The following is a 12,816-nucleotide window of genomic DNA, read 5'->3' on the forward strand; positions in this document are numbered from 1 at the left end:
CCGGTATGCCAACTGGCCCCGGCACCCTTCAGTCTGCCGGGACGTTTGTGCGTCGAAGCACTACATAGATCAATTGCCGGCCTTGATACTGGTCCAGATCCGCGTGCGCAGGCGGTCGATCTTTGCGGGCATCGCCTCCAGGGCATACAGCTTGCCGAGCATCTCGTCGCTCGGGTAGATCATGGTGTTGGACTTCAGGGCTGGGTCGACCAGGGTGTCGGCCTGGAGGTTGCCGTTGGCGTACTGCACGTGGTTGCTGATGTTGGCCATCACCTTGGGTTCGAGCAGGTAGTTCATATAGGCGTAGCCGGCCTTTTCGTTCGGCGCATCGGCCGGCATGGCGACCATGTCGAACCACATCGGCGCGCCCTCCCTGGGGATCGAGTAGCCGACTTTTACGCCATTGTTGGCCTCTTCGGCGCGATTTTTGGCCTGCAGCACATCACCTGAGAAACCCACCACCACGCAGACATCGCCGTTGGCCAGGTCGCCGGTGTACTTGGAAGAATGGAAGTAGCTGATGTATGGGCGCACCTTCATCAGCAGCGCCTTGGCCTTGTCGTAATCCTCAGGCTTTTGGCTGTGATGTGGCAGGCCCAGGTAATTGAGGGCAATCGGCAGCAGTTCCGGGCCGTTGTCGAGCACCGCAACACCGCAGCTTTTGAGTTTGCTGATGTACTCGGGCTTGAAGATCAGGTCCCAGGAGTCAATCGGCGCGTTGTCGCCCAGCACCGCCTTGACCTTGTCGATGTTGTAGCCGATGCCGGTACTGCCCCACAGGTACGGAAAGCCGTACTGGTTGCCAGGGTCGTTGACCTCCAGGGCCTTGAGCAGTACCGGGTTGAGGTTCTTCCAGTTGGGCAGCTGGCGCTTGTCCAGTTGCTTGAGCGCCTTGCCCTGAATCTGCCGGGCCATGAAGTGGTTGGACGGGAATACCACGTCATAGCCGGAGTTGCCGGTCATCAGCTTGCCGTCGAGGGTTTCGTTGCTGTCGAACACGTCGTAGGTCGGCACGATGCCGCTGGCTTGCTGGAAGTTCTTCAGGGTGTCGGGAGCGATGTAGCTGGACCAGTTGTAGATCTTCACCGAATCGGCCGCCTGGGCGACGGAGGCGGCCAGTAACAAGGGTGCGAAGAGCAATGGGCGCATGTCTGGATTCCTTGCTTGGTCTGTTTGTTATCGAAGGAGGCAGGCGATCGAATGATCAGAAAATCAGCACGTAGGTTTTGCGCACGGTCTCGTGGATATCCCAGATGCCGGTGCTGTTGGCCGGCAGCAGGATGGCGTCGCCAGCTTCGATGGTCAGCGGCTCGCCACCATCAGGGGTGAAGGTGCAGCGGCCCTTGATGAAGTGGCAGAACTCCTGCTGGACGATCTGCCGGCGCCAGCGCCCGGGGGTGCATTCCCAGATGCCGGTTTCAACGCCATCGCTGCGTTCGACGCAGGTGACCGAGGCAATAGAGACCGGCTCGCCGAGCGGCACGGCCACCGGGTTGGATTCGGCCAGGGTGACGCAGTCGGTGTTCTTGAACTGAGTAATGCTCATCGCGGTGAATCCTGTGCAGGGGGATCGAAAAGTCAGCGCATGAAACCTTCCATGAAGTCGGCCACACCGCTGGCCAGGCGTCGGCGCCAGGGGGCGCTGGCCGGGTTGGCGAGGGTCTGGTCTTCATGGACGAAGCTTTTGATGATCGCGTTGTAGCCCAGCCAGCGGCAGGGTTCGGGCTCCCAGCCGGGCAGGCTGTGCAGGGCCCGGTCGTGGCTGGCCCAGGGCTGTTCGGTAAGCACGCCGCGGCGCTCCAGGATCAGCTCGGCCAGGGTTCGCCCGCCCAGGTTGCTGGCGCCAACGCCTTCGCCACCGTAGCCGCCGGCCAGGGCGATGCCCTGTTTGCGGTCGCAGAACATGTGCGGCTGGAAGCGCCGGGCCATGCCCAGGTTGCCGCCCCAGGCGTGGGTGATGTTGACGTCCTTCAGTTGTGGGAACAGCTCGCCGATGAGGTAGCGGCGCAGTCCGATTTCACTCTCGCTGAGGTCGAAGTTTTCCCGCAGGCGCCCGGCGAAGCGATAGCCGCCACGGGCGCCGAACACCAGGCGGTTGTCCAGGGTGCGCTGGCCATAGGTGACCTGGCGACTGTTCTCGCTGAAGGCCTGGCCGCGGTCGAGGCCGATCTGCTCCCAGACTTGATCGGACAGCGGTTCGGTGGCCACCAGCAGGCTTTGCACCGGCATCTGGTAGCGGCCCAGCGGCGGCAGGTTGACCGAGTAACCCTCGACCGCCGGCACCAGCCATTGGCATTTGATCCGTGCCTGGGAGGTGCGTGCTTCACCAGCGCGCCATTGGGTCACGGGGCTGTTCTCAAAGAGCTTCACGCCCATGGCCTCTACCGTGCGGGCCAGGCCGCGCACCAGTTTGGCCGGCTGGAGGGTGGCGACATTGGGGTTGAAGATTGCACCAAAGGGGCGGCTGATGCGCAGTTGGGAGGCCAGCTCGCTGGGATTGAGCCAGCGATAGTCGGCCTCGTTCAGGCCTTGTTTGTACAGCTTGTTCAGGTAATTGCGCAGGCTGGCTTCCTGCTCGGGGTAGCGCGCGGCGCAGTACAGCACGCCACCTTTGCGGTAGTCGCAGTCGATGCCTTCACGTTGCAGCACCTGGGCGACTTCATCGGGGATGTTGTGCAGCAGCTCGTAAGCAGCACGCCGTTGTTCGGCCGTACAACCGGCGAGCAGGCGGTCTTCACCCAGCAGGTTGCCCATCAGCCAGCCGCCGTTGCGTCCGGAGGCACCGAAGCCTGCAATCTGCGCTTCGACGATGGCGATACTCAGTTGCGGCGCCAGGCGCTTGAGGTAGTAGGCGGTCCACAGGCCGGTATAGCCGGCGCCGATGATGCAAACGTCGACGTCCAGGTCCTGTTGCAGTGCGGGGCGCGCGTTCAACGGCTCATCGAGTTGGTCCATCCACAGGCTGATACTGCGCCATGCCAGCATTGTTCGGCTCCACATCAAAACGGTCTGTGGCGATCCTAGAAGCTTGCGGGGGGCTGTGTCTTACGTGCGTGCACGCAGAGAATTCTGCTTCACATAGGCTTTGGGCGACAGACCGGTGTGCTGGCGAAAGCACTTGTAGAATGCCGACAGCGAGTTGAAGCCGGCGGCGAACGCCAACTCGTCGATGGGCACCCGCGCGGTGGTGCTTTCCAGGCGGGCCAGCAAGTGCTGCAAGCGCGCCTGATTGACGTAGCGGTAGAAGCTCTGGCCGAGCACCTGATTGAGCAGGTAGGAGATCTGGTTGCGGCTGTAGCCGCTTTCGCGGGCCACCCGTTGCAGGTCCAGTTCCGGATCGAGGTAGGGTTGCTGGCGCTGGAAATACTGCTCCAGGTCCTGGGCCATGAAGCTCAACTGGCGCGGTGAAAGGCCCAGGCGGCTGACGGCCGGGCGCAGGTCATTGTGGCCGGTGTCCTGGCTGGGGGAACGGACCAGCGAGGCGTATTCGTTGACCCGCCAGATCAGCCCGTCGCACACGGTGATCGCTTCGCTGGACTGGAACGCCACCAGGCCTTCGCCACCGCGCAGGGTGACCTGGTACTGGATGAAGGCGGTACAGCCATCGACGCGGATGCGGTCGCTGTGGACGATGTCTTCATCGGCTTCGCGGGGCATGCTCACGCGCACGTAGTCACGCAGCTCATCAAGGTGCAGGACACGGTTCTGGAAGTAGTCGTTGTACTGGATATCGGGGTGATACAAGGCCATCACCCCGTCCAGGTCGCGATGCTTCCAGCACAGGTGGTAGCGCAGGACGGTGGCGGCGGTTTCCGGGGTTTGTGCCGGGCCGTCGGGGAGAGGGGCTGGGGTCATTGCTCGATAGTGATGGAGGGGCCAATCGCGGGTCAAGCCCGCTCCTACAGTGTGCCCTGTGGGAGCGGCGGTGCGACGCTTCGACTTGCCCCGCGATACAGTTACAGGAACTGCTCAGCGTAGTGGCACGCCACCTGCCGCGTTCCCACCTGCCTGAACGCCGGTTCCTCAGCCGCGCAACGCTCGGTGGCATACGGGCAACGCTTGTGGAAAGCGCAGCCCGGTGGCGGGTTCAGCGGGTTGGGCAGCTCGCCGGAGATTTTGATCTTCGGCTTGAGCGGGTCGGGGTGAATGGTCGGCGTGGCCGACAGCAGCGCCTGGGTGTAGGGGTGCAGCGGCTTGTTGTAGATGTCCTCCTTGGGCCCCATTTCCGCCGGCCGGCCCAGGTACATCACCAACACCTGGTCGGCCACATGGCGCACTACCGCAAGGTTGTGGGAGATGAACACATAGGCGGTGTTGAATTCTTTTTGCAGGTCCATGAACAGGTTCAGCACCTGGGCCTGGATCGATACGTCGAGGGCCGAAGTCGGTTCGTCGGCCACCAGCACTTTGGGTTGCAGCATCATTGCCCGGGCCAGGGCGATACGCTGGCGCTGACCACCGGAAAACATGTGCGGGTAGCGCTGATAATGCTCGGGGCGCAGGCCGACCTGCTGCATCATCGCCTGGACTTTCGCGCGGCGTTCGGCCCTGGACAGGTTGGTGTTGATCAGCAACGGCTCGCCCAGCTGGTCGCCGATCTTCTGCCGCGGGTTGAGCGAGGCATAGGGGCTCTGAAAGACCATTTGCACGTCCTTGCGCAACTGCTTGCGCTCGGCCTTGTTGGCCCCGGCGACTTCCTGGCCGGCAATCTTCAGCGAACCGGAGGAGGGCTCTTCGATCAGGGTCAGGGCGCGGGCCAGGGTCGACTTGCCGCAGCCGGATTCGCCGACCACGGCCAGGGTCTTGCCGGCTTCCAGTTCAAAGGACACACCGTTGAGCGCGCGTACCAGGGCATGGCCCTTGAACAGGCCGCGGGATACTTCGTAGTGACGGGTCAGTTCACGGGCGGTAAGGACGACGGTCATTACGCCACCTCCTGGTTCAGCGGGTAGAAACAACGTACCTGGCTATGGGCCTGGGGATCGAGGGTTGGCCGTTGCCGACGGCAGCTGTCCTGCACATAGGGGCAGCGCGGTGAGAGCAGGCAGCCTTCAGGACGGTCATAGCGCCCGGGGACGATGCCCGGCAGGGTCGCCAGGCGTTCGGCGCCTTCGCTATGCTCGGGGATCGCGGCCAGCAGTGCTTCGCTGTAGGGGTGTGCTGGCACGTTGAACAGCTCCGGCACCTGGCCGACTTCCACGGCCTGGCCTGCGTACATCACACAGACCCGCTTGGCGGTCTCGGCGACCACGGCAAGGTCATGGGTGATCAGGATCAGGGCCATGTTCTGCTCTTTTTGCAGATTGAGCAGCAGCTCCATGATCTGCGCCTGAATGGTCACGTCCAGGGCCGTGGTCGGTTCGTCGGCAATCAGCAGCTTGGGTTCGCCGGCAATTGCCATGGCGATCGCCACCCGCTGGCTCATGCCGCCGGAGAGCTGGTGCGGGTAGGCGTCCAGGCGGCTTTCGGCGCCGGGGATTTCAACCTTCTTGAGCAGCTCCAGAGCCCGCTGGCGAGCGGCCTTGCCGCGCAGGCCCAGGTGCTGGCGCAGCACTTCCTCGATCTGGAAGCCCACGGTGTAGCTGGGGTTGAGGGCGGTCATCGGGTCCTGGAAGACCATCGCCATATCCTTGCCCACCACCTTGCGCCGTTGCCGGCCGCTGAGCTTGAGCATGTTGGTGCCGTCGAAGGTCAGGGCGTCGGCAGTGATGCGCCCGGGGGCGTCGATCAGGCCCATCAGCGCCATCATGGTCACAGACTTGCCCGAGCCCGACTCGCCGACGATGGCCAGTACTTCACCCTCATTGACCGTCAGGTCCAGGCCGTCGACCACCGGTACCGCAGTGGCGTCGCCAAAGCGCACATTCAGATTTTTTATTTGTAGAAGTGACATGGCGATCTCCTCAGGCGGCATTCTTGAGTTTCGGGTCCAGCGCATCGCGCAGTCCGTCACCCATCAGGTTGATTGCCAGCACGCTGAGCAAAATGGTCAGGCCAGGCAGGCTCACTACCCACCAGGCGCGTTCGATGTAGTCGCGGGCCGAGGCCAGCATGGTGCCCCACTCAGGGGTTGGCGGTTGCACGCCGAGGCCGAGGAAGCCCAGGGCGGCGGCATCGAGGATCGCCGAAGAGAAGCTCAAGGTGGCCTGCACGATCAGCGGCGCCATGCAGTTGGGCAGCACGGTGACGAACATCAGCCGTGGCAGGCCTGCACCGGCCAGGCGGGCGGCGGTGACATAGTCGCGGTTCAGTTCACCCATCACTGCTGCGCGGGTCAGGCGCACATAGGACGGCAGCGAGACAATGGCGATGGCGATCACGGTGTTGATCAGGCCAGGGCCGAGGATGGCGACAATCGCCACTGCCAGCAGCAGCGAGGGCAGGGCCAGCATCACGTCCATCAGGCGCATGATCGACGGGCCGAGGATGCGCGGGAAAAACCCGGCCAACAGGCCGAGGAAGATCCCCGGAATCAGCGAGATCACCACTGACGACAGGCCGATCAGCAGCGACAGCCGCGAGCCCTGGATCAGTCGCGAGAGCAGGTCGCGGCCCAGTTCGTCGGTACCGAGAATGAACTGCCAGTTGCCGCCTTCGAGCCACACCGGTGGGGTCAGGAGGAAGTCACGGTACTGCTCGCTGGGGCTATGTGGGGCGACCCAGGGTGCGAACAGCGCACAAAACACGATCAGGCTCATGAACATCAGCCCGGCGACCGCGCCTTTGTTGCGCGAGAAGGCCTGCCAGAACTCCTTGTAGGGCGAAGGGTAGAGCAGGCTCGTGTCGACGGCGGTGGCCGGAGTGGTGACAGATTTCGGAAGTGGGGTAGTCATGACAAAGGCCTCAGCGCTGATGACGGATGCGTGGGTTGGCCAGGCCGTAGAGGATGTCCACGACGAAGTTGACCAGGATCACCAGGCAGGCAATCAACAGGATGCCGTTCTGTACCACGGGGTAGTCACGGGCGCCGATGGCTTCGATCAGCCACTTGCCGATGCCCGGCCAGGAAAAGATGGTTTCGGTCAGCACGGCACCGGCGAGCAGGGTGCCGACCTGCAGGCCGAACACCGTCAGCACCGGAATCAGTGCGTTGCGCAGGCCATGCACGAACACCACCCGGGCGGGCGACAGGCCTTTGGCGCGGGCGGTGCGGATGTAATCTTCGCGCAGTACTTCGAGCATCGAGGAGCGGGTCATCCGCGCGATCACCGCCAGCGGAATAGTGCCCAGCACGATGGCCGGCAGAATCAGGTGCATCAGCGCGTCCTTGAAGGCACCTTCTTCGCCGCTGAGCAGAGTGTCGATGAGCATGAAGCCGGTTTTCGGCTCGATGTCGTAAAGCAGGTCGATGCGTCCGGACACCGGGGTCCAGCCCAGGCTTACCGAGAAGAACATGATCAGGATCAGGCCCCACCAGAAGATCGGCATCGAGTAGCCGGCCAGCGAGATGCCCATGACCCCGTGGTCAAACAGCGATCCGCGCTTGAGCGCCGCGATGACCCCGGCCAGCAGGCCGATGATACCGGCGAAGAACAAGGCCGCCAGGGCCAGTTCCAGGGTCGCCGGGAACAGGGCGAGGAACTCGGTCCAGACGCTTTCGCGGGTGCGCAGGGACTCGCCAAGGTCACCCTGGGCGAGCTTGCTGACATAGTCCAGGTACTGTTCGGGCAGCGGCTTGTTCAGCCCCAGGCGTTCCATGGCCTGGGCGTGCATTTCCGGGTCGACCCGGCGCTCACCCATCATGACCTCCACCGGGTCGCCGGGTATCAGCCGTATGAGCGCAAACGTCAGCAACGTGATGCCGAAGAAGGTCGGGATCAGCAATCCCAGTCGCCGGGCAATAAAACTAAACATCTTCTGAAGTACCTCATCAGCCGGTCAGGCATGTCCACCGGCACCCGGGTAGGGCGCCGGCGGTCGTTCTTGTTCTACTTCACCTGGGTAGTGGCGAAGTTGTTATTGGTGAGGGGGTTGATGTGATACCCCTCAACGTTGTCGCGCATGGCCGTGAACATCTGCGGATGGGCCATGCTGATCCACGGTTGTTCTTCATCGTACACCGCCAGGGCCTTTACATAGAGCGCTGCGCGCTCATCGTTGTCGGTGACCTCGCGAGCCTTGCTGATCAGCGCCTGGAAGTTTTTATTGCACCAGCGCGAGTAGTTCTCGCCACTCTTCACCGCATCGCAGCTCAGCAGCGGGCTGAGGAAGTTGTCCGGGTCGCCGTTGTCGCTGGCCCAGCCGGCCGAAACCATATCGGCTTCGCCCTTTTTGGCCCGGCGCAGCATCTCGGCCCATTCCATTACCCGGATATCCACGGTCAGGCCGATCTTGGCCAGGTCCGCCTGGAGCATCTCGGCGCTCAGGCGCGGGTTGGGGTTGGTCGGGCCGCCGCCGTTGCGGGTGAACAGGGTCAGCACCGTGCCGTCCGGTACACCGGCTTCCTTGAGCAGGGCGCGGGCCTTGTCGAGATCGCGGGGCGGGTTCTTGTTCTGGGTGTTGTAGCCAATCATGCTCGGTGGGTAAGGGTTGACCGCGACCAGCGCGTTGCCCTTGCCAAACAGGCTGTCAACGTGGGTCTGGCGGTCGAAAGCGATGTTGATGGCTCGGCGCACGCGCACATCTTTCAGGTATTTGTGTTCGGTGTTGAGCGAGATGTAGCCGGTGGTCAGCGCTTCCATCTCGGCCACTTTCAATTTGGGGTCGTTCTTGATGCTGGGGATGTCGTCAGGCTTGGGATACAGCGCTACCTGGCACTCGTTGGCCCTGAGCTTTTGCAGGCGCACATTGTTGTCGTTGGCGATGGCGAAGATCAGGGCGTCGGCGGGCGGCTTGCCGCGGAAGTAATCCGGATTGGGCTTGTAGCGAACCTGAGCGTCCTTGTTGTAGCGCTGGAAGATGAACGGGCCGGTACCGATCGGTTTGCTGTTGAGATCGGCGGTCTTGTCGGCCTTGAGCAACTGGTCGCCGTACTCGGCGGAGTAGATCGAAGTGAAGGCCATGGCCAGGTCACGCAGGAAGGGCGCTTCGGGGCGGGTCAGGGTGAAGACGACGGTGTGATCGTCGGTCTTCTCGACGCTTTTGAGCAGGTCCTTGAAACCCATGCTTTCAAAATAAGGGAAGCCGATACTGGTCTTTTTGTGCCACGGGTGATTCGGGTCCAGCTGTCGTCGGAAACTCCACAACACGTCGTCGGCATTCATCGCGCGCGTGGGGGTGAAGTAGTCGGTGGTATGGAACTTGACCCCTTCGCGCAGGTGGAAGGTATAGGTCAGGCCATCGTCGCTGATGTCCCAGCGTTCGGCCAGGGCCGGCTGGATATCGGTGGTGCCGGGCCGGAAGTCGACCAGGCGGTTGAAGATCGTCTCGGCGGAGGCGTCGGCGGTCACGGCGGTGGTGTACTGGACGATATCGAAGCCTTCCGGGCTGGCCTCGGTACACACCACCAGCGGCTTGGCCGACAGGCCTGCCGCGGTACTCAACAGGACGGCTGCCAGGGCAGCCTGTAGCGGTAGCAATTTCATGAAACCTCCTGCAATCGATTTACCAGAGTAGTCGTCCCGGTCGATTCGATGAACCGACCGGGGCCGCCGGGGTTTAAAGAATGTTGAATGGAATGGTGGTTACGACGCGAAACTCATCCAGGCTACCGTCGCCCTGGTTCTTGCTGGCCCGGTGCGCGGTGTAGGTGGCGCGGATGGTGGTGTCCTTGAGCGTGCCATTTTGCACCGCGTAGCTGGTGCCGATGCCCCACTCATAGTGGTTCTCGTCATCCAGGTTTTTCACGTCATAGCCGCTGCCGGTGTAGTGCGTGCCGTCAATGCCCCAGCCGCGGGCGTTGTACAGGTTGAACTTGAGGCCGGGCACGCCGTACTGGGCCATGTTCAGCACGTAGGCGATTTGCACCGACTTCTCGTTCGGGCCGTTGAAGTCCGAGAGCAGGGAGTTGGCCAGGAAGATCGCGTTGGTGTCGTGCAGGTAGTCGAAGTACTCGTTACCGTTGACCTGCTGGTAGGCGAAGGTCAGGTTATGGGCCTGGTGGGTCAGGCCGAACGAGAGGCTGTAGGTGTCGTTGTCGATGTCGCCGAGCTGGCTTTTGCCTTCATCCTTGGTCTTGTAGTAGTTCAGGCCAGTGGTCAGGCTCAGCACCGAGCTGTCGCCCAGCTCGTGGGTGGCGCCGAAGTAGTACTGGTTCCACAGGTCTTCGACGTTGGACACGTAGAAGGCGGTCTTCAGGCTCTTCAGTGGCTGGTAGTTCACACCGGCGATGTTGACGTGATCGGCGTCAAAGGCGCGATCACCGTACTCGGCAACAAATTTGCTGGTGCCCTGTTCGGTCCGGGTCGAGAGCCGGTCGAAGGTCCCGAAGTCAAAGGACAGGTTGTCGAATTCTTCGCTGTGAAGGCTCACCCCTTCGAAGCTCGATGGCAATGCGCGGTTGCCGATGAAGGCCAGTACCGGGGTATCCATCGACTGCCGACCGGCGGTCAGGGTGGTGTTGGACACCCGCGCCTTGACGTTGGCCAGGCCCATCTTGCTCCACTGGCCGATGACGTCGCCATCACTGTGGGTCAGGGTCCGGTTGTTGGGGCCGGCAACAGCGGCGCGACCACGTTCCAGGGCAATGGCGTTGTAGGCCGCCACTTCGGTGCTGAAACCGACCGTGCCTTCGGTAAAGCCCGAGGTGTAGTTGAGGATGGTGCCCTGCACCCAGTTATCGCGGCTGTGGGTGGTGCGCTGCGTACCATCGCTCTTGTAGTACTTCCACAGTGGCGCGCGGGTGGCGCGTTCACGGGCGTACCAGTTGCGTGTCGAGCCGGACAGGCTCTGGCCTTCAATGAAGCCCTTGGCCTCGTCCTGGGCACTGGTGGACTTGACGCTGACCGGAACGAAGTCCTGGCTGACAGGTTCGGCCAGAGCTACGGCTGACAGGCCGCTGAGGGACAATGCCAGTACTGCGGTTTTGGTTCGTCTCAAGGTAAAGCTCCCTTTCTTTTCTTTTTGTAGTTACCGCCTGGCCTTTTGGGCTGGGCGTCTTGCCGGTTGGAACAAGGGTTGCAAACGAGTTGTGCAAGGCATTCGGGCATCTTCAGGCTGAACGCCGACACGAGGGTGCGGTACACCCCCGTGAACGGTTCAGGTTCTATTCGGTACTGACGCCTGAGAAGTTGTTGCGTCCGAAAGGACTTACCTTGAAATCCACGACCTTGGCGCTGAGCGGCTGGTTGACCGTCGAGTGGGCGATCGGGGTAATGGGCAATTGCTGTTTCAGGCGCTGTTGCGCCTGCTGGTAAAGCGCGGTGCGTTGCTCGCGATCAGTAATGGTCTTGGCTTTCTTGACCAGTGCGTCGTACTGCGGGTCGCACCACATGGAGTAATTGTTGCTGCCAATCGCGTCGCAGCTGTACAGGGTGCCCAGCCAGTTGTCCGGGTCACCGTTGTCGCCGGTCCAGCCGATCAGCGAGACATCGTGTTCACCGTCCTTGGTGCGCTTGAGGTATTCGCCCCATTCGTAGCTGACGATTTTCACTTTCAAGCCGACCTTGCCCCAGTCGGCCTGGAGCATTTCTGCCATCAGCTTGGCATTGGGGTTGTACGGGCGTTGCACCGGCATGGCCCAAAGGGTGATTTCGGTGCCTTCCTTGACCCCGGCGGCCTTGAGCAATTCGCGGGCCTTGTCCGGGTTGTAGCCGGCGTCCTTGAGGGTTTCGTCGTAGGACCACTGGGTTGGCGGCATGCTGCCAACCGCCAGTTGTCCGGCGTGCTGGTACACCGCTTTGACGATGGCCGGCTTGTTCACCGCCATGTCCATGGCCTGGCGCACTTCAAGCTGGTCGAAGGGTTTGTGTTGCACGTTGTAGGCGATGTAGCCGAGGTTGAAACCGGGCTTTTCAATGACCTGCAGTTTTGGGTCGTTCTTCAGTGCGTCGAGGTCAGCCGGTCGTGGGTGCAGGGTGACTTGGCATTCGTTCTTGCGCAGCTTCTGGATGCGTACCGAAGGGTCGGTGTTGATCGAGAAGATCAGGTTGTCGATCTTCACCTGGCTCGGGTCCCAGTAGTCCTTGTTGCCGCGATAGCGAATCTGCGAGTCCTTCTGGTAGCGCTGGAACACGAACGGGCCAGTGCCGATCGGCTTCTGGTTGATGTCGCTGGGGCGTCCGGAGCTTGTCAGCTGCTCGGCGTATTCAGCCGAAAGCACGGCGGCAAAACTCATCGCCAGGTTCTGCACAAAGGCGGCATCAACACTGTTGAGGGTGAAGACCACCGTCATCGGCGCGGTTTTTTCGATCCGGGCGATGTTCTTGTCCAGGCTCATGCTGACGAAGTAGGGGAACTCGGTGGGGTAGGCCTTGCGAAACGGGTGTTCGCGATCAAGCATCCGATTGAAGGTGAACAGCACGTCGTCGGCATTGAATTCGCGGCTGGGTGTGAAGTCCTTGTTGCTGTGGAACTTGACCCCCTCGCGCAGGTGGAAGGTGTAGGTCAGGCCGTCAGCGGAAACCTCCCAGCTTTTGGCCAGGGCCGGCTTGACTGCCGTGGCACCGCGTTCGAACTCCACCAGGCGGTTGTAGATCGGCTCGGCGGCATCGTTGTCGGTGGCGCTGGTGTATTGCGCGGTATCAAAGCCGCCCGGGCTGCCCTCGGAGCAGAACACCAAGTTGTTGGCCAGGCTCACGGGAGCCTGGGCAAGCAGGCCCAGGCCCAGCAACGTTGCGTAAATCGGGGTATGGCGCATGACGATCCCTTCTCTCTTGTTGTTTTCACGCGTTCCATGGCGCACAGCCACACGAATCGCGCCTACTGCGCTGCACCCTG

At 62.1% G+C, this 12,816-nt stretch carries 11 protein-coding genes; all 11 read right to left on the reverse strand.

The features are described from left to right. Positions 1-69: 69 nt before the first annotated feature. Positions 70-1,149, reverse strand: coding sequence for a polyamine ABC transporter substrate-binding protein (locus EXN22_RS06215; protein ID WP_130263233.1), 1,080 nt, complete (start codon positions 1,147-1,149; stop codon positions 70-72). Positions 1,150-1,204: 55 nt separating this feature from the next. After that, positions 1,205-1,546, reverse strand: a complete 342-nt coding sequence (locus EXN22_RS06220) for a cupin domain-containing protein (RefSeq protein ID WP_130263234.1) — start codon at positions 1,544-1,546, stop codon at positions 1,205-1,207. A 32-nt stretch (positions 1,547-1,578) separates the two neighbouring features. Then, the gene (locus EXN22_RS06225; protein ID WP_130263235.1) at positions 1,579-2,985 is read right to left on the reverse strand and encodes an NAD(P)/FAD-dependent oxidoreductase; all 1,407 of its coding nucleotides are present in this window, start codon (positions 2,983-2,985) and stop codon (positions 1,579-1,581) included. Positions 2,986-3,045: 60 nt separating this feature from the next. Beyond that, the gene (locus EXN22_RS06230) at positions 3,046-3,855 is read right to left on the reverse strand and encodes an AraC family transcriptional regulator (protein ID WP_130263236.1); all 810 of its coding nucleotides are present in this window, start codon (positions 3,853-3,855) and stop codon (positions 3,046-3,048) included. A gap of 101 nt (positions 3,856-3,956) precedes the next feature. After that, positions 3,957-4,925 carry a peptide ABC transporter ATP-binding protein gene (locus EXN22_RS06235; protein ID WP_130263237.1) on the reverse strand — a complete coding sequence of 323 codons (969 nt, stop codon included), beginning with the start codon at positions 4,923-4,925 and terminating at the stop codon, positions 3,957-3,959. Continuing rightward, positions 4,925-5,893 (reverse strand): ABC transporter ATP-binding protein, encoded by a 969-nt coding sequence (locus tag EXN22_RS06240; RefSeq protein ID WP_130263238.1) that lies wholly within the window; start codon positions 5,891-5,893, stop codon positions 4,925-4,927. Before EXN22_RS06240 ends, EXN22_RS06235 begins: the two co-directional genes overlap by 1 nt. A gap of 10 nt (positions 5,894-5,903) precedes the next feature. Next, a complete protein-coding gene (locus EXN22_RS06245; protein ID WP_130263239.1) occupies positions 5,904-6,833 on the reverse strand; it encodes an ABC transporter permease subunit in 930 nt (309 codons plus the stop codon). Positions 6,834-6,843: 10 nt separating this feature from the next. Further along, positions 6,844-7,854 (reverse strand): ABC transporter permease subunit, encoded by a 1,011-nt coding sequence (locus EXN22_RS06250; protein ID WP_130263240.1) that lies wholly within the window; start codon positions 7,852-7,854, stop codon positions 6,844-6,846. Positions 7,855-7,928: 74 nt separating this feature from the next. Continuing rightward, the gene (locus EXN22_RS06255) at positions 7,929-9,524 is read right to left on the reverse strand and encodes an ABC transporter substrate-binding protein (RefSeq protein ID WP_130263241.1); all 1,596 of its coding nucleotides are present in this window, start codon (positions 9,522-9,524) and stop codon (positions 7,929-7,931) included. Positions 9,525-9,597: 73 nt separating this feature from the next. Then, entirely contained in the window at positions 9,598-10,977 is a 1,380-nt protein-coding gene (locus EXN22_RS06260; protein WP_130263242.1) for an OprD family porin, read from the reverse strand. A 166-nt stretch (positions 10,978-11,143) separates the two neighbouring features. Next, positions 11,144-12,736 (reverse strand): ABC transporter substrate-binding protein, encoded by a 1,593-nt coding sequence (locus EXN22_RS06265; RefSeq protein WP_130263243.1) that lies wholly within the window; start codon positions 12,734-12,736, stop codon positions 11,144-11,146. Positions 12,737-12,816 lie beyond the last annotated feature (80 nt).

Origin of the sequence: Pseudomonas tructae (assembly GCF_004214895.1) — a bacterium.
GTDB classification, from domain to species: Bacteria; Pseudomonadota; Gammaproteobacteria; order Pseudomonadales; family Pseudomonadaceae; genus Aquipseudomonas; species Aquipseudomonas tructae.